Origin of the sequence: Amycolatopsis sp. Hca4 (assembly GCF_013364075.1) — a bacterium.
Taxonomy (GTDB): Bacteria; Actinomycetota; Actinomycetes; order Mycobacteriales; family Pseudonocardiaceae; genus Amycolatopsis.
The window spans coordinates 9,295,740-9,312,550 of the sequence record NZ_CP054925.1 but is presented as its reverse complement, the minus strand read 5'-3'; the positions used below and the strand labels follow the sequence as shown (position 1 = coordinate 9,312,550).

16 protein-coding genes are annotated in these 16,811 nt (G+C 72.1%); 6 read left to right on the top strand and 10 right to left on the bottom strand.

What is annotated here, in order from left to right; all coding sequences use genetic code 11:
- The first annotated feature begins 203 nt into the window (after positions 1–203).
- Positions 204–821: a TetR/AcrR family transcriptional regulator gene (locus HUT10_RS42465; RefSeq protein ID WP_176176358.1), complete on the top strand. Its 618-nt coding sequence runs from the start codon at positions 204–206 to the stop codon at positions 819–821.
- Between the two features lie 26 nt (positions 822–847).
- On the top strand, positions 848–1,939 hold the full coding sequence (locus HUT10_RS42460) for a winged helix DNA-binding domain-containing protein (RefSeq protein ID WP_176176357.1): 1,092 nt from the start codon (positions 848–850) through the stop codon (positions 1,937–1,939).
- Between the two features lie 109 nt (positions 1,940–2,048).
- On the opposite strand, the gene HUT10_RS42455 is transcribed toward HUT10_RS42460, so the two are convergent.
- Positions 2,049–3,005, bottom strand: coding sequence for a YafY family protein (locus HUT10_RS42455; RefSeq protein ID WP_176176356.1), 957 nt, complete (start codon positions 3,003–3,005; stop codon positions 2,049–2,051).
- A gap of 111 nt (positions 3,006–3,116) precedes the next feature.
- Here HUT10_RS42455 and HUT10_RS42450 point away from each other — a divergent pair, with 111 nt between their 5' ends.
- Together HUT10_RS42450 and HUT10_RS42445 are read left to right on the top strand one after the other, a co-directional pair.
- Complete coding sequence (locus HUT10_RS42450; RefSeq protein ID WP_176176355.1) at positions 3,117–3,587, top strand: nucleoside deaminase; 471 nt, start codon at positions 3,117–3,119, stop codon at positions 3,585–3,587.
- A gap of 11 nt (positions 3,588–3,598) precedes the next feature.
- Complete coding sequence (locus HUT10_RS42445; RefSeq protein WP_176176354.1) at positions 3,599–4,561, top strand: isopenicillin N synthase family oxygenase; 963 nt, start codon at positions 3,599–3,601, stop codon at positions 4,559–4,561.
- A gap of 1 nt (position 4,562) precedes the next feature.
- On the opposite strand, the gene HUT10_RS42440 is transcribed toward HUT10_RS42445, so the two are convergent.
- Positions 4,563–4,910: a hypothetical protein gene (locus HUT10_RS42440; protein ID WP_254897260.1), complete on the bottom strand. Its 348-nt coding sequence runs from the start codon at positions 4,908–4,910 to the stop codon at positions 4,563–4,565.
- Between the two features lie 226 nt (positions 4,911–5,136).
- Positions 5,137–6,420 (bottom strand): diguanylate cyclase, encoded by a 1,284-nt coding sequence (locus HUT10_RS42435; protein WP_176176353.1) that lies wholly within the window; start codon positions 6,418–6,420, stop codon positions 5,137–5,139.
- 218 nt (positions 6,421–6,638) lie between these two features.
- Here HUT10_RS42435 and HUT10_RS42430 point away from each other — a divergent pair, with 218 nt between their 5' ends.
- The gene (locus tag HUT10_RS42430) at positions 6,639–7,598 is read left to right on the top strand and encodes a chitinase (protein ID WP_176176352.1); all 960 of its coding nucleotides are present in this window, start codon (positions 6,639–6,641) and stop codon (positions 7,596–7,598) included.
- 149 nt (positions 7,599–7,747) lie between these two features.
- A complete protein-coding gene (locus HUT10_RS42425) occupies positions 7,748–9,127 on the top strand; it encodes a cytosine permease (RefSeq protein WP_176176351.1) in 1,380 nt (459 codons plus the stop codon).
- Here the strand turns inward: HUT10_RS42425 and HUT10_RS42420 are convergent.
- The 7 genes from HUT10_RS42420 to HUT10_RS42390 form a co-directional block, all read right to left on the bottom strand.
- Complete coding sequence (locus tag HUT10_RS42420) at positions 9,085–9,600, bottom strand: hypothetical protein (RefSeq protein ID WP_176176350.1); 516 nt, start codon at positions 9,598–9,600, stop codon at positions 9,085–9,087. The two genes, HUT10_RS42425 and HUT10_RS42420, sit on opposite strands and share 43 nt — an antisense overlap.
- 156 nt (positions 9,601–9,756) lie before the next feature.
- Positions 9,757–11,538 carry a murein biosynthesis integral membrane protein MurJ gene (gene murJ / locus HUT10_RS42415; protein WP_254897259.1) on the bottom strand — a complete coding sequence of 594 codons (1,782 nt, stop codon included), beginning with the start codon at positions 11,536–11,538 and terminating at the stop codon, positions 9,757–9,759.
- Between the two features lie 75 nt (positions 11,539–11,613).
- Positions 11,614–11,871, bottom strand: coding sequence for a hypothetical protein (locus HUT10_RS42410; protein ID WP_176176349.1), 258 nt, complete (start codon positions 11,869–11,871; stop codon positions 11,614–11,616).
- 386 nt (positions 11,872–12,257) lie between these two features.
- On the bottom strand, positions 12,258–12,854 hold the full coding sequence (locus HUT10_RS42405; RefSeq protein WP_176176348.1) for a TetR/AcrR family transcriptional regulator: 597 nt from the start codon (positions 12,852–12,854) through the stop codon (positions 12,258–12,260).
- The gene (locus tag HUT10_RS42400; RefSeq protein ID WP_176176347.1) at positions 12,851–13,687 is read right to left on the bottom strand and encodes an NAD(P)-dependent oxidoreductase; all 837 of its coding nucleotides are present in this window, start codon (positions 13,685–13,687) and stop codon (positions 12,851–12,853) included. Before HUT10_RS42400 ends, HUT10_RS42405 begins: the two co-directional genes overlap by 4 nt.
- 10 nt (positions 13,688–13,697) lie before the next feature.
- Positions 13,698–14,864: an acyl-CoA dehydrogenase family protein gene (locus tag HUT10_RS42395; protein WP_176176346.1), complete on the bottom strand. Its 1,167-nt coding sequence runs from the start codon at positions 14,862–14,864 to the stop codon at positions 13,698–13,700.
- Positions 14,861–16,810, bottom strand: coding sequence for a biotin carboxylase N-terminal domain-containing protein (locus HUT10_RS42390; protein WP_176176345.1), 1,950 nt, complete (start codon positions 16,808–16,810; stop codon positions 14,861–14,863). Before HUT10_RS42390 ends, HUT10_RS42395 begins: the two co-directional genes overlap by 4 nt.
- Between the last annotated feature and the right edge of the window lies 1 nt (position 16,811).

Sequence of the window (16,811 nt, the reverse complement as noted above, 5' to 3'; positions counted from 1 at the left end):
ATTTCCCGGACCGCGCCCGGTGCACCGAGCCGAGAGGTGGCGGCGCGGACCGCACTTCCCCTGCGGCCGCACCACCACCCGAGCGCGGACATTACCGGACCCTCGAACTCCTGTTCGAGCCGGGTGTCTGATCGCGTCCCGGCACAAAGCGGGCGCTTACAATAGGAGCGACCGCGCGGGCGGCGAGCTGGGAGGACCACCGGATGACGATGTCGCTGTCGGCCGAACTCTGGCCGGACGTGCAGCCGGAGACCGCCCGGCGGCTCATGCTGGCCGGTGTGGAGGCCTTCGCCCAGCGCGGCTACCACGCCACCACCACGCGGGACATCGCCGGCGCCGCGGGGATGTCGCCCGCCGCGCTCTACGTGCACTTTCCCTCCAAAGCCGCGCTGCTGTTCGCGATCAGCCGGTACGGCCACGAGCAGACCCTCGCGCTGGTCGAGAACGTCGTCGCCAAGGAATCCGATCCGGTCGAGCGGATCCGGCTGATCGTCGAGGACTTCGTGGCCTGGCACGCCCGGCGCCACACCGTCGCCCGGGTCGTCCAGTACGAGCTGCAGGCGCTGCCCGAGCAGGAGTTCGAGGTGGTCGCCGCGCTGCGGCGGCGGATCGAGCGGATCGTGCGGGAGGTCATCGCCGAGGGCGCCGAGGCCGGCGTGTTCACGGTGTCCGACCCGCACGTCGCCGCCCGGGCCGTGCTCTCGCTCGGCGTCGACGTCGCCCGCTGGTACAGCGAGCGCGCCCGCCAGACGCCGGCCGCGCTCGGCAAGGAGTACGGCGGGCTGGTGCTGCGCATGCTCGGAGTAGCGGACACGGTCTGACCGCTATCTGCGGCAGAGTGGGGCTCGTGCACACCGTCCTCGACACGCGGGCCCTCAACCGCGCCACCCTCGCCCGGCAGCTGCTGCTCGAGCGCTCCGGGCTGCCCGTCCTCGACGCCGTCGCCCACCTCGGCGGCCTGCAGGCGCAGGAACCGCAGGAACCGTTCACCGGGCTGTGGTCCCGGCTGCGCGCGTTCGACCCGGCCGCGCTGGATGCGCTGCTGACCGGGCGGCGCGTGGTGCGGACCCACCTCATGCGCCGCACCGTGCACCTGCTCACCGCCGACGACGTCCTCGCGTGGCGGACCCGGTTCGACACCATGCTGCGGCAGCGGGTGGTCGGCGTCTACCGCCAGGAACTGGCGGGCGTCGACTTCGCCGAGCTGGCCGCGGCCGGCCGGGCGGTGCTGGCCGACGGCGAGCCCCGCTCGATGGGCGAGCTCGCGCGGGCGGTCGCCGACCGGTGGCCGGCGCCGAGCCCGCGGCCGCTCGGCGAACTGCTGGTCGCGGCGCTGATCCCGTCGGCGCAGCTGCCGCCGCGCGGGCTGTGGCGCACCAAGGCGGGCGTGCGGAACCTGCCGCTGGCCGCGTGGCTCGGCCGCGACGCCGACCCGCTCGACCCCGGTGACGGCGTCGGGCGGACGCTGGTCCGCCGCTACCTGGCGGCGTTCGGCCCGGCGGCCACGGCGGACCTGCGCGCCTGGTCCGGCCTGGCCGGGCTGCCGGCCGCGGTGAAGGCGGTGCGCGAGGAGCTGGTGGCCTTCCGCGACGAGCGGGGCCGCGAGCTGCTCGACCTGCCGGACGCACCCCGGCCGGACCCGGCCACCCCGGCACCGGCGCGGTTCCTGCCGGCGTTCGACAACGCGATCCTCGGCTACGACGACCGCACCCGCATCATCGACGACGCCCACCGCGGGCTGTCGGTGGCGGGCGAGCGCGTGGTCCTGGTGGACGGCCGAGTCTCGGCGACCTGGACGGTGGCGGAGCAAACGGTGGTGGTCCACCCGCTGCGGCGGCTGACCGGGCCCGAACGCGACGAGGTCACGGCGGAGGGAAGCGAGCTGGCCGCTTTCTTGAGCGACGGCGAAAGCGCCCGGGTGCGCCTGGAAGCGGACTGAGGCGGCCGGGCGGCCGCCGAAGACAGCCGACAGCGCGACGGCCCCGGCGGCGGAGCGCGGCCCGTGGGGCACGGTCGCCCCGGTGGCGAACGCGGCGAAACCGGCTGAGCTACCCCACCGCGCGTGTGAACCGGTCCGCCACTTCGCGCAGTCGTTCCACCAGCCCGGGCGGCGCCTCCTCGATCACGAAGTCGTACCCGAGCCGGGCCAGGTGGTACGGCACCGCGTCCAGGTCGTTCGCCCCGGTGCTCAACCGGCAGCTGGCCTCGTCGATCTCCTCCACCACGCCCGCGGTCGGCGGGACGCGGCGGGCCAGCGCGGCCGCCGGGGCGGCCACCCGCACGACCAGCCGGTGCGAATAGGGCGCGGTCGAGAGCTGCCGCGAGACGTACTCCGCCAGGTCCGGCGCGGGCGGCTCGCGCGGGGTGAAGCGGAAGCCCACCACCGGCACCGCGGCGATCCGGTCCGCACGGAACGTGCGCCAGTCCGCGCGGTCGAGGTCGAAGGCGACCAGGTACCAGCGGCGGCCCGTGTGGACCAGCCGCAGCGGCTCGACCGACCGCTGCGTCACGGTGCCGGCGCGGTCGCCGTAGCCGAAGCGCAGGCGCTCGTGGTCGCGGCAGGCCGCCGCGACCGTGGTCAACACCTCGGCGTCCACCGTCGGGCCGGCCCCGGGCAGCGACACCGTCGCCGCCTGCAGGGCGCCCACGCGGGGCCGCAGCCGGGCGGGCAGCACCTGCTCCAGCTTCGCCAGCGCCCGCACCGACGTCTCCTCGATGCCGCTGACCGTCCCGCTCGCCGCCGTGCGCAAGCCGACCGCGACCGCCACCGCCTCGTCGTCGTCCAGCAGCAACGGCGGCAGTGCCGCGCCCGCCCCCAGCCGGTAGCCACCCGCCACCCCCGGCGTCGCGTGCACCGGGTAGCCGAGGGACCGCAGCCGCTCGACGTCGCGGCGGACCGTGCGGACGTCGACCTCGAGGCGGGCCGCGAGCTCGGCGCCCGGCCAGTCCCGGCGCGCCTGCAGCAGCGACAGCAGCCTGAGCAGCCGCTCGGAAGTGCCGTACATGGCACGCAGTGTGCCAGACATCGCGGACAGGAGCTGTCCGCGATCCGCCGGAAGGTGCAGTCACGCCGCCAAACCCTTGCCAGGCACCACCCCGGCCGGAAAGAGTGACGCATGCCGATCGACCCGCACACCCTGCTCGCCGTCGCCCGTGAAGAAGCCGAGCGGGGCAAGGCCGAAGGCGGGGTGCCGATCGGGGCCGCGCTGTTCGACACCGCCGGCACGCTCCTGGGCCGCGGGCACAACCGGCGCGTCCAGGACGGCGACCCGTCGATGCACGCCGAGACCGCGGCGTTCCGCAACGCCGGCCGCCGCCCGCACTACCGCGACACGATCATGGTCACCACCCTTTCGCCGTGCTGGTACTGCTCCGGGCTCGTCCGTCAGTTCGGTATCGGGCACGTCGTCATCGGTGAGGCCGAGACGTTCCACGGCGGTCACGACTGGCTCGCCGGGCTGGGGGTGCGGATCACCCTGCTCGACGATCCCGGCTGCACCGCGCTGATGACGGAGTTCATCGCCGCCCGCCCGGACCTGTGGTTCGAGGACATCGGGGTCGAGAAGTCCGAACAGGACAGTGTGTGACAGGAGCCGGCATGCCGTCATCCGTTCCGCTCGTGGACCTTTCGCCGTGGTTCGCGGGCACGTCCGAGGGCCGGGCCGAGGTGGCGGCCCGGATCGACCACGCGCTGCGCGAGTCCGGCTTCCTGCTGGTCACCGGGCACGGCGTCCCGGACGAGCTGCGCCACCGGACGCGTGAGCTGGCGCGGGAGTTCTTCGCGCTGCCCGAGGACGTCAAGCAGCGCTACGCCGTCACGGTCGGCGGCCGCGGCTGGCTGCCGCCGGGGGTCGAGGCGAACGGCTACGCGGAGGGCACCGAGACACCGCCGGACCTCAAGGAGTCCTACTCGGCGGGCGCGGACACCCGGACCGGCGTCGCCGAGGTCGACGGGTTCTGGTTCCAGCCGAACGTCTGGCCGCACGAGGTGCCCGGACTGGGCGAGGCGGCCACCGAGTACATGCGCCGGATGCGGGCGCTGGCCGACCACCTGCTGGAGATCTTCGCCGCCGCGCTCGGCCTCGCCCAGAGCCACTTCACCCGGCACACCGGGCACCCCACGTACACGTTCAACATCAACTGGTACCCGCCGCTGACCCGGGTCGGCCCGCCGGCGCCCGACCAGTTCCGGATCGGCCCGCACACCGACTTCGGCACGGTCACCGTGCTCGACCGCCAGGCCGGCGTCGGCGGCCTGCAGATCTGCACGGCCGACGGCGAGTGGGAGGACGCGCCGTTCCACCCAGAGGCGTTCACGGTGAACATCGGCGACCTGATGGCCCGCTGGACGGGCGACCGCTGGCGCTCCACCCGCCACCGCGTGCTGCCCCCGGCCGCGACGGCACCGGACGAGGACCTCGTGTCGCTGATCTTCTTCTACGAAACCGATCACGACGCGCGGATCACGTCACTGGCGCCGCCGCTGGGCACCCGGACCTACCCCGAGGTGATCGCGTCGCAGTACCTCAAGGAGAAACTGGACGCGATCACCATGAGTTGATTCAGTCGCAGATCTGCCGGGCGATCGCGGCCGGGACTTCCTCGCAGATCTGCCCAGTACCGCCGTGCAGCATCACCCATTTCCCGTTCTGGTTGACGAACAGCATGCGGCCGCCGTCGATTTCGTTGGTGAAATGCGCGAACGCCCACGGCGCGACGCATTTGATGCGCTGGAGACCGCGGCTGTCCACCGCCAGCGCCTCGGACGCCTTCTTGTTCGCCTTGAACGCGGCTTCCAGCGTGGCCTTGGTCGCCGAGGCACAAGCGTTCGCCGTCGTGCTCGCCGTGGCCGGCGCCGGCTCCGCCACCTGCACCGGAGCGGCTGCCTTGGTGGCTGTCGTCGCCGTCACCGTCGTGGCCGGTGCCGTCGGCGTGGCTCCGCCGGCGGTCGCCGGATCCTGCCGGCCGCTGCAGGCCGAAAGGAAGAATACCGCCGCAACGGCGGTTCCGGCCCACGCGAAGCAACCCCTCGAATACATTTGTTTCCCCCTGCGTCATCGACGGCCCCTCACCGTCTGCACAGCCATCAAGACGCCACGGGCGATTGCCGGTTGCCCGCCTTTCCTCACGGAAAGGTCACGGCTCCGGCTCGGCGCAGACCGTCCGGTTCCGGCCCGCCGCCTTCGCGCGCAGCAACGCCGTCTCCGCCGCCAGCAGGGCGTCGTCGAGCCCGGCCGCGCAGCCCGCCACGCCGATCGACACCGTCACCCCGACGAACTGCGGGCCGTCACCCGAAGCCTTCAGCGCCACCAGTGTCGAGGCGATGCGCAGCCGGATGCGTTCGGCGATCGCCATCGCGTCGAAGGCGCCGGTGCCGGGCAGCAGCACGGCGAACTCCTCGCCGCCGGAGCGGCCGACCAGGTCCGCCGAGCGGACCTCGTCGCGGAGGGTGCCGGCGACCGCGCGCAGGACGGCGTCACCGATGCGGACGCCGTAGCGGTCGTTGAGGAGGCGGAAGTGGTCGAGGTCGAGCACCAGCACGGCCGGGCCGGGACCGTGGCCGCCGAGGCGGTCCAGCCGGGCTTCGGCGGCGCCGCGCCAGGACGCGGCGGTCAGCACGCCGGTGCCGGGATCGAGGGTGACGTGGTCGCGGCGGCCGGCCCCCAGCCCGCCGCGGTGCAGCACGACGGTGGCGCCGGCCAGCACCGGGACCAGCAGCGGCGCGGCGACGGCGGCCCAGGCGAGCGGGAGGCCGAACGCCGTCATCGCGGCGTCGAAGGCGTGTCCCGGCCCGGCTTCGCGCGGCCGGCGGGGCCCGTCGGCGCCGGTCACGAGCGCGGCGTTGACCGCGAGGAACACCAGCCCGGCGGCGGTGAGCAGGAGGACGGTCCGGCCGTCGAGGACCCCGCCGAGCGGCCGGACGCGGGTCGCGGCGAGGAAGGCACCGGCGGCGAGCCCGGCCAGCGCCGTCGCCGCGACGCCGAACACCTGCCGGTGGACGGGTTTTCTGCGGACCCGGAACCACTGGTGCAGTGCCGAGAGCACCACCAGCGCGGCCGCCAGTGCGGGCCGGAGCACGAGCACCCCGGCGAAGATCCACGGTGTGTCGACGCCGGGTCCGAGGAGGGTGTCCTCGCGGTGGCGTTCCACCGGCCGCGCGAGCTCCGCCGACACCAGCATCCCACCCGCAAGCAGCGCGAACGGCGGCAGCAGCGCGGCGAGCGGCGGGAACCGGACGGCGGCGAGCACGACGGCGGCGACGGCGAGGGCGTCGACCCCGACGAAGTAGCAGACCTGGCCGCGGCGCGGCAGCCGCCACAGCGCCCAGCGCCGCAGGGCCCAGCGTTGCGGGAGGAGGGCGGGCAGGAACCGGCCCGGGCGGCGTCCCCCGCCGGCGGCGACCGTGGAATCCCCCACCATCTCGGCAAAGTAGCCGGAATGCGGGCCCGTGTCACTCCGCCTTCAGGGGAATTTAACACCGCTGACCGAGACGGTCGCCGTCGGTCATTTTCCGACCGGTGGAGGGTTGACACACATTATTGGTCTAGTCCACTGTGTGGTGGCACACAGCACTCCTCCCGGGTTGATCCCGCCGCCTCAAACCGGAGGTGCTCCACCGGCACGTATGGAGGACCCCCATGAAAACAGTGCGCCGTCTCCTCACCCTCGCGGCCGCGGCTTCGGCCGCGCTGGCGACGACGGTCGGGCTCGCCCCGCAGGCCATGGCCGCGGTCGACCCCGTGCTCGCCTCGCCGTACCTGTACCAGTGGGGCGGGCAGACCAGCCCGACCGCCGCGATGTCCGCGACCGGCGTGAAAGCGTTTACGCTCGCCTTCGTCCTGTCCGACGGCACCTGCAACCCGAAGTGGGACGGCAGCCGGTCGCTGACCGGCTCGGACAAGACGATGATCCAGAACATCCGCAACGCGGGCGGGGACGTCATCCCCTCCTTCGGCGGCTGGTCCGGCACCAAACTGGGCTCGAAGTGCACGTCGGCCTCCGCGCTGGCGGGTGCCTACCAGAAGGTGATCGACGCCTACGGCCTCAAGGCGATCGACCTCGACATCGAGAACACCGACGAGTTCCAGAACAACACCGTGCAGGACCGGATCTTGGGCGCGGTCAAGCTGACCAAGCAGAAGAACCCGAACCTGAAGGTCGTCATCACCATCGGCACCACCACGACCGGCCCGGACTCGTGGGGCAAGCGCCTGATCAACCAGGCCAAGGCGATCGGCGCGCCGGTCGACGTCTGGTCGGTCATGCCGTTCGACTTCTCCAGCGGCGGTGACATGGCCGCGCTGACGAAGTCCGCGGTCGACGGGCTGAAGAACCAGCTCAAGACCACGTTCGGCTGGAGCGACGACACCGCCTACCGGCACAGCGGCCTCTCCTCGATGAACGGCAAGACCGACAACGCGGGCGAGACGGTCACGGTGGCGAACTTCAACTCCATCCGCGGCTACGCGGCGAGCCACCACCTGGCCCGCTTCACGTTCTGGGCCACCAACCGCGACTGCAGCGGCGGTGGCGAGTGCAGCGGCATCTCCCAGGACAAGTACGCGTTCACCAAGATCGTCGCCGGCTACACCGGCTGACGTCCCGGACCCGTAGTGGGGCTGTCGGGGGCCCTCTCACCGGCATCGGGGTCGGTGAGGGGGCCTTCGCGGGGGCTGGCCGTCAGCGCGGCAGCCCGCGGCTCACGAACTGTCACACGGCCGCAATCTGGGTCACCTACCGTCTTCGCATGACGAGCACCGAAGCGGCCGGCTACCGCGACAAAGTCGTGGCCGTCGAGCCCGGCGGGATCGAACCCGTCGCCGACGCCGACCGGCACGGACGGCCGCGGCAGCTGGCCTGGACCTGGGCCTCGCCCAACCTCGAGTTCGCCACCGTCTTCGTCGGCGTCCTCGCCGTCACCGCCTTCGGGCTCTCCTTCACCCAAGCCGCGCTCGCCGCCGTCGTCGGGAACGGGCTCGGCGCGCTGGCGCACGGTGTCCTGTCCGCGCGCGGCCCGCGCTACGGCGTGCCGCAGATGGTTCTCGGGCGGGCCGCGTTCGGGTACCGCGGCAACCTGCTGCCGGCCGCGCTGATGTCGGTGATGGCCGGCATCGGCTGGTTCGCCGTCAACAGCGTCAGCGGCGCCTTCGCGCTGACCAGCCTGACCGGGCTGCCCGTGCTCGCGTGCCTCGTGCTCGTCGTCGCGGTGCAGATCGTGATCGCCTTCTTCGGGCACAACCTCGTCCAGGCGTACGAAAAGTACGTCTTCGCCGTCCTGGCCGTCGTGTTCGCCGTCGCGAGCGTCGTCGTCTTCACGAAGGCCGGGCCCACCGCGAACGAAGGCAGCCCCGGCGGGTTCCTCCTCGCCGTCGGCACCGCGTTCGGCTACACGGCAGGCTGGAACCCGTACGCCGCCGACTACACGCGCTACCTGCCGAAGACCGCGTCGAAACGCACGATCGGCCTGTACGCCGGCGGCGGAATGTTCCTCTCCACCACCGTCCTGATGCTCGCCGGCGCCGCCTCGGCGACCATCGGCGGCCCGGCCGACGCCAACCCGGCGACGGCGTTCACCGGGCACCTGCCCGGCTTCCTCGCCGCCGCGACGCTGCTCGCCATCACGCTCGGCGCGGTCGCCGCGAACGTCCTGAACGTCTACTCGGGAGCGCTGGCCTTCCTCGCCCTCGGCGTCCGGCTGCCGCTGGCCTGGCGCCGAGCGGTCGTCGCGGTGGCCTTCGGCGCGGTCGGGTTCGTGCTGGCCTGGCTCGGGCTCACCGACGCCGGACACGCCTACGAGAACTTCCTGCTGGTCATCGCCTACTGGATCGGCCCGTGGCTCGGCGTGCTGCTGGCCGATCACCACCTCCGCCGCGGCACCGGCTTCGGCGACCTGCTCGCCGACCGGAGCCATCGCAACACCGCCGGGTTCACCGCGTTCCTCGTCGGGCTGGTGGTGTCCGTGGGCCTGTTCGCGAACCAGGCGCTCTACACCGGGCCGATTCCGAAAGCGGTTCCCGGCACCGGCGATCTGACCTTCGCCGCCGGTTTCGCCCTCGCCGCCGGCACGTACCTCCTGCTCCGCCGTCAGCGCACCGGCACGCCGGAGGCGTACCCACCTCCGCAGTAATACGGATAGCACCCGTAGTACGGCGGCGGGTTCCAGGTGGGCGGCGGCGTGCGCGTCTTCGTCGTCGGGGACGGCGGCGGCAGGTCGACCGTGACCGTCGGGGTCGGCGTCGGGCTCGGCGTCGGGCGCGCGTGCATCACCACCGGGGACGGGGTGGTCGTCTCGGTCGGGACGGCGGCGAGCGCGGTCGACGTCGGCACCGCGGTGGCCGGCTGCAGCTGCGGGAACTGCCGGTCGCCGGGAACCGCGTCCGGCCGGGTCGCGAGCACGATCACCAGCCCGCCCAGCACGACGACGACCGCCGAAGCCAGCGCCACCCGCGCCACCCCGCGTGCCCCGGCTTCGGGCTCGCCACCCCGGCGCGCGGCCAGCTCGGCCGCCCGCGAACCCGGTTTGCGCGGGCGCGTCCCGGTCTGCCTGAGCAGCTCGTCGACCGTGACCCGGTCCCGCCGCCTGCGCGCACTGCGCGTCATGCACGACCTCCACCCGCTACCCCCGCCGCCACGTCCACCGGCGGCGGCCTGATCCCGGTGGATAGTAGAAACCGTTGCGGGCATTTGTAAACGCGCTGATCGCCGCGGTCTCGTTACCGTCTCGAGACATCCGGATCGGGTTCCCGGCCGTAGCCGTCAACGAGCCGCGAACCGCCGCCGCAACCCCGCCACGCGGCGCGTCACCGGCGCGAACTCCGGCAGCCTCAGCACCGCCAGCAACCCGAACGGCACGGCCATCCCGAGCAGCCCCTGCACCGGCAGCTTCACCCACGCCCCGGGGATGACCCCGAGCGACGCCGGCACGGCGTGCCCCGCCAGCACCGCCGCGACCACGCCGAGCCCGCTCACCGAAAGCGTGATCAGCCCAACCCGCAGCGACCGCTTGCTGCGCAGGTGCCCGAGCCGGACCCACAGCCAGACCTGGCCGAGCACCGCCCCGACCACGAACCCGGCCCCGTTGACCAGCATCACGCCGTAGACCACGTGCTCGCCGTCGAGCAGGCCGCGGCAGAGCAGCAGCAGCGGGATCTTCACCGCCGTCATCACCAGCATGATCAGCGTCGGCGTGCGGGCGTCCTTCATCGCGTAGAACACCCGCAGCTGCAGCATCACCAGCGCGAACGGCAGCAGCCCGACCGCCGACACGGCCAGGGTCTGACCGAGCCGTTCGGCGTCTTCGAGGGTGCCGCGGCCCCAGGTGAAGATCGCGATGCCGATCGGCGTGCCGACCACCGCCAGCACCGCCGAGATCGGCACGAAGAGGACCGTCGAGATGCGGGAGGCGAGCGAGAGGTCACCGACGAGCGAGACCGTGTCGCCGTCCGCGGCCGCGCGGCTCATCCGGGGCATCAGCGCCGTCAGGAGCGAGACGCCGAGGATGCCGTACGGGAGCTGGAACAGCAGGGACGCGTAGCTGTAGGCCGTGACGCCGCCGCTGTTGCCGCCGGTCAGCACCCGGGTGGTGATCACGAATCCGACGTGGCTGACCACGACGTAACCGAGGATCCACGCGGCGAGCCCGCCGAACTCCCTGATCCGCGGGTCGAAGCCCCAGCGCCAGCGGAACCGGAACCCGGTGCGCAGCAACGCCGGGATCAGCACGACGGCCTGCGCGACGATGCCGAGCGTGGTGCCGAGGCCGAGCACGAGCAGCTTCGGATCGCTCATCCGCACCGGGTCGAGGGTCAGCTCCCCCGGTACGACGGCGAACACGACGAGCGTGCCGGTGACCACGACGTTGTTCAGCACCGGCGCCCAGGCCGGCGGGCCGAAGACGTTCTGCGCGTTGAGGATGGCCGACAGCAGCGCGAACAGGCCGTAGAAGAGGATCTGCGGCAGCAGCAGGTACGCCAGCGCGGTGGTCAGCGCCGGGTTCGCGGTCGGGGACGATTTGTCGACGTAGAGGGCGGTGAACAGCGGCGCGATCGCCACCGCGACGGCCGTGCCGACCACGAGCAGCACCAGTGCCATGGTGATCAGCCGCTGCGTGTAGGCGCGGCCGCCGTCCGGGTCGTCGTGCGAGCGGACCAGCAGCGGTACCACGACGCTGGCCAGGACACCGCCGAAGAGCAGCTCGAAGACGATGTTGGGCAGGGTGTTCGCGACGGTGAAGGAGTCGTTGACCACCCCGGTCCCGACCACGGCGGCGAGCAGCAGCTTCGCGACGAACCCGGTGACCCGGCTGACGGCGGAGGCGACCGCCATCCGCCCGCTGGACCGGGCCAGCGACGAGCCGGCACCCTCCCCGCGGCCGGCGCTGACCGGCGACGCGGGCGGCCGCGCGACGATCTGGCCGGCGAACTCGTCGTACGGCCGCCGCGAAACGTCGAGGTCACGGGTCGGCCAGTGCGGGCCACGCAGCTCGCTCGGGAGGAAGACCGTCGCCTCGTCGTCCACCGGTGGTGGGTGCTCCGCCATGGGGACAAGCCTGCCAGGTCGGGGTCACGCACGGGAGTCCGAACACTTGTTCGACCCGGCGACGCTCGGTGACGCTCAGGCGGCGGCGGTGATCTCCAGCGCGGCCCGCCCGGCCTCGGTCAGCTCGGCGGCCACGCGCCCGGTGCCGCCTTCGACGGCGGGCCGCAGGTAGCCGCCGTGGGCGAGGGCGTGCGCGGTGACCTGATCGCAACAGGCGAATCCGTCGATGAAGAGGTCGGGCTCGCAGCTGCACGACATCTGCGCGCGACCCGCGGCCACCGCCTTCAGCATCGCCATTGCGCGGTGGGTGAGCTCGACTCGTGAACCGGACACCGGGATCGCCTTCCTCGTTCGTCGCTACACCGGGTTATTCGCCCGATGGGCCGATTGTGTTACTTACGGCACTATGACGTTCGAGGGGTGGGGGAGGTTCCATGGGTCTTCGGTCGCCTCCCCAAACGAGTCTGCCGGGGTTCTCATGCTTGTCCTCGCCGGACGGGCAGGCTCTGGGATGGCCCCTGGCTCTCGTTGTCGGGTCGCCTTGAGTGGGTGGGCCGCGGGAGGTCATCCCGTCGCCTGGTTGAGGCCTATCACTTTGAGCCGGGCCCGCAAGCTTTGTCGTGTCCGCTTGGCTTGGGTTGTGGGTTGCGGGCCCGGCTCAAAGTGATTTTGCGGCCTCAGGCGACGGGATGACCTCGCCGCTCCTTTGGCTGGTTGGCTCAGGCCAACCGGAGCTCCAGCGTCTTTGCCCACTCTCGGACGATTTGGCGTCTTCTGCGGGTGTCGTCCGTCAGGAGGTTGGCCAGGCCCAGGCCTCTGGCAAGGTCCAGTGTTGCCTGGACCAGCTCTCGTACCCCGGGCTTCGACTCGTCCACTCCCAGGAGTTCCACCGTTACCCGGTGGGCCTCGCGGCCCACCCGGGCCTCCAAGGGGACCAGCACGTCACGTAGGGCCTCGTCGGTCGCCGCCACTGACCACAGCTGCAGGGCCGCTCGGAACAGGGGGCCCGTGTACAAGTTCAGGACCATTTCGACCACTCGCTCGATGCGGGATGCTCCGCTCGGGAGGTCGGCCGCCTGGGCTCGGAGCTCGTCGATCTGGGCCTCTCCCAGGAGGTCCACCGCCGCCACCACCAGGTCCTCTCGGGCCGGGAAGTGGTGCTGGGCCGCTCCTCGGGAGACGCCCGCTCGCTCGGCGATCCCGGCCACCGTCACGCCGTGCCAACCTCGCTCGCCGAAGCTGTCCAGGGCCGCTTCGATCAAGCGGCGCCTTGTTGTCCGGCTGCGCTCCTGCTGGGGTTCGCGGATGCCCGTCAAGCGCGTTCCACCCAGAAGTCGAGCTGGAGGTCTTCCTCCGCCGTGTCGCCGATGCGGTACTTCGCGAAGTCGGTGACGCCTTCGGCCCTCAATACCTCGTCGTCGAGGAAGAAGTTTCCGGTCGCTGCGCGACTCGGCTTCGTCAGGATTGCGTGAGCCGCGTCGGCCATGATCTCCGGTGTCCTGCTTCGGGACGCCAGCTCCGCCCCCACCACGTTGCGGATCGCCGCCGTGTCGATCGTTGTCCGGGGCCACAGGGAGTTGGCCGCGATGCCGTCCTTCTTCAGCTCGGCCGCCAGGCCTATCGTCACCAAGCTCATCGAGTACTTGGCCATGCTGTACGCGAGGTGGCCTGCGGTGAACCACTTCTCGTCGAGGCTGATCGGCGGGGACAGCGTCAGGATGTGCGGGTTCGTCGACCGGCGGAGGTGGGGGATGGCCAGTTTGGACAGCAGGAACGTCCCGCGGGCGTTGATGTCCTGCATCAGGTCGTACCGCTTCATGCTGACCTGCTCGGTCGGGGTCAGGTCGATCGCGCTCGCGTTGTTGACCACCACATCGATGCCGCCGAACCGCTCGACCGTCTTCGCCACCGCCTCCGCGACACCGTCGTCGTCGCGGACGTCGCCGACCATCGGCAGTGCGTGGCCGCCCGCCTTTTCGATCGCCTCGGCCGCCGTGTGGATCGTGCCGGGCAGTTTCGGGTGGGGCTCGGCCGTCTTCGCCAGGAGTGCCACGTTCGCGCCGTCGGCCGCCGCGCGGAGGGCTATTGCCTCGCCTATTCCGCGGCTTCCGCCCGACATCAGGATCGTCTTTCCCGCCAAGGTAGCCAAAGTGACCCTCCTAGTAGGACTTCGGGAGGCCGAGGCTGTGCTGGCCGACGAAGTTGAGCACCATCTCGCGGCTGACCGGGGCGATCCGGCCCAGCCGCACCGCCGTGACCAGCGTGCCGAGGCCGTATTCGGTGGCCAGGCCGTTGCCGCCGTGGGTCTGGACGGCCTGGTCCGTCGCGCGGATCGCGACCTCGGCGGCGGCGTACTTGGCCATGTTGGCCGACTCCCCCGCGCCGAAGTCGTCGCCCGAGTCGTAGAGCGACGCCGCCTTCTGCGTCATCAGCTTCGCGAGCTCCAGCTCGATCTTGATCTCGGCCAGGGGGTGCGCGAGGCCCTGGTGGGTGCCGATCGGCGCGCCCCAGACCTTCCGCTCGTTGGCGTAGCCCACGGCCTTGGCCAGCGCGTACCGGGCGATGCCGAGCGAGAACGACGCCCCCATGATGCGTTCCGGGTTCAGGCCCGCGAACAGCTGCGCGATCGCCGCGTCCTCCTCGCCGACCAGCGCCTCGGCCGGGAGCTTGACGTCGTCGAGGAACAGCGAAAACTGGTTCTCCGGCGCGACGATGTCCATCGGGATCTTCGTGTACTCGAAGCCTTCGGTGTTCGTCGGGAGGATGAACAGCGCCGGCTTGAGGCGGCCGGTCTTCGCGTCCTCGGTGCGGCCGACGACGAGCACCGCGTCGGCCTCGTCGACGCCGGAGATGTACACCTTGCGGCCGTTGAGGACCCAGCCGCCGGAGTCCCGCCGCGCAGTGGTGGTGATCTTGTGCGAGTTCGACCCGGCGTCCGGCTCGGTGATCGCGAAGACCATCCGCTTGCTGCCGTCGGCGATGCCGGGCAGCCACTGCTTCTTCTGCTCGTCGGTGCCGAAGCGGGAGATCACCGTGCCGCAGATGGCCGGCGAGACCACCATGAGCAGCAGCGGCGAGCCCGCGGCGGCGAGTTCTTCGAGCACCGCGGCGAGGTCGGCGATGCCCGCGCCCCCGCCGCCGTACTCCTCCGGGATGTTGACGCCGAGGTAGCCCAGCCGCCCGGCCTCGTCCCAGAGCTCGTGGGTCTTCTCGTCCGCGCGGGCCTTGCGGGCGTAGTACTCGTGCCCGTACTTGGCGCCCAGCTCGGCGACGGCCTTGCGAAGCGCGATCCGCTCCTCCGGCTCGATGAAGTTCATCGCGTTCATTCTGCTTCTCCCACCACCGCGAGGATCGTGCCCACTTCGACCTGCTGTCCCACTGTCACCGGCAGTTCCGCCACCACGCCGTCGGCGGGGGCGGCGATCCGGTGTTCCATCTTCATCGCTTCGAGCCACAGCAACGGGTCGCCCGCCTTCACCGGGTCCCCGGCCTGCACGGCAAGCCGCACGACGGTGCCGGGCATCGGCGCGACCAGCGACCCGGCGGCCAGAGCCGCGTCCGGGTCGGCGAACCGCGGCTCGGCCTCGAGCGCCACCGAGCCGAGCGCGGAGTCCACGTAGGACACGCCATCGTGGCGGGCGACGTCGAAAGTGCGCCGCACGCCGTTCACCTCGAGCACGACCCGGCCGGGCTCGGCGCTCACCAAACCGGCCTCGAACCCGTCGGCCCTCAGTCCGTCGCGAGTCAGCGAGTAGACCACTTCGTACTCGCGATCGGCCACCGTGAAGACCTTGCGCTGCCCGGCCGAACGGACGTTGCGCCAGCCACTCGGCAGCCTGCTCTGCGTGGTGGCCGACGCCCGGTTGCCCGCCGCGTCCGCCAGCGCTGCCGCGAGGGCCGAGAGCCGTTCGGTGTCCACCGTGGCCAGCGGCGCGGCGAGGGTGTCGAGGCCGTGGCGGTCGAAGAACGCCGTGTCGGTCTCGCCGGCCAAGAAGGCTTCGTGGCGCAGGATGTTCACCAGGAGGTCGCGGTTGGTGACGACGCCGTGGATCTTCGTCGCCGCCAGGGCCTTGGCGAGCCGGCGGGCCGCCTCGGCGCGGGTCGGGGCCCAGGTGATCACCTTGGCCAGCATCGGGTCGTAGTGGACGCCCACCACCGAGCCGGTCTCGAAGCCGGAGTCGAGCCGCAGGCCGGGGCCGTGGGTGAACGACCGGTCCGCATCGGGCACCGCGAACGTGTGGAGCGTGCCGCTCTGCGGCTGCCAGTTCGCGGCCGGGTCTTCGGCGTAGAGCCGGACCTCGATGGAGTGGCCCACCGTGGGCGGCGGGTCGGCCGGCAGGCGCTCGCCCTCGGCGATCCGCAGCTGCAGGGCGACCAGGTCGAGGCCGGTGACGTTCTCGGTGACCGGGTGCTCGACCTGCAGCCGGGTGTTCATCTCGAGGAAGTAGAACCGGCCGTCCGGCCCGGCGAGGAACTCGACCGTGCCCGCGCCGACGTAGTCGATCGCCTCGGCCGCCTTGCGCGCGGCGTCGAACAGCTCCTCGCGCATGGCCGCGTCGACGAACGGCGAGGGCGCTTCCTCGACGACCTTCTGGTGCCGGCGCTGGATCGAGCACTCCCGCTCCCCCACCGCCCAGACCGTGCCGTGGGTGTCGGCCAGCACCTGGACCTCGATGTGCCGCCCGGTCTCCAGGTACCGCTCGCAGAACACGGTCGGGTCGCCGAACGCGGACCCGGCCTCGGCGCTCGCGCCTTCCACCGCTTCGGCCAGCTCGTCGAGCGAACGCACCACGCGCATGCCGCGGCCGCCGCCGCCGGCCGACGCCTTGACCAGCAACGGCAGGTCGGCTTCGGTGACCGAGTCCGGGTCCAGTTCGGACAGCACCGGGACGCCCGCGGCGGCCATCAGCGTCTTGGACTCCACTTTGGAACCCATGGTCTCGATGGCCTCCGGCGGCGGCCCGACCCACGTGAGTCCCGCGTCGAGCACGGCTCGCGCGAAGGCGGCGTTCTCGGACAGGAAGCCGTAACCGGGGTGGACGGCGTCGGCGCCGGTTTCGGCCGCGGCCTTGACCAGCAGTTCGGCCCGCAGGTACGTCTCGGCCGGTGCGTTGCCGGGCAGCCGGACGGCCGCGTCGGCTTCGAGGGCGTGCGGCGCGGCGGCATCGGCGTCGGAGAACACCGCGACCGTGCCGATCCCGGCGTCGCGGCAGGTGCGGAAGACGCGGCGGGCGATCTCGCCGCGGTTGGCGACCAGCAGGTTCTGGATCATC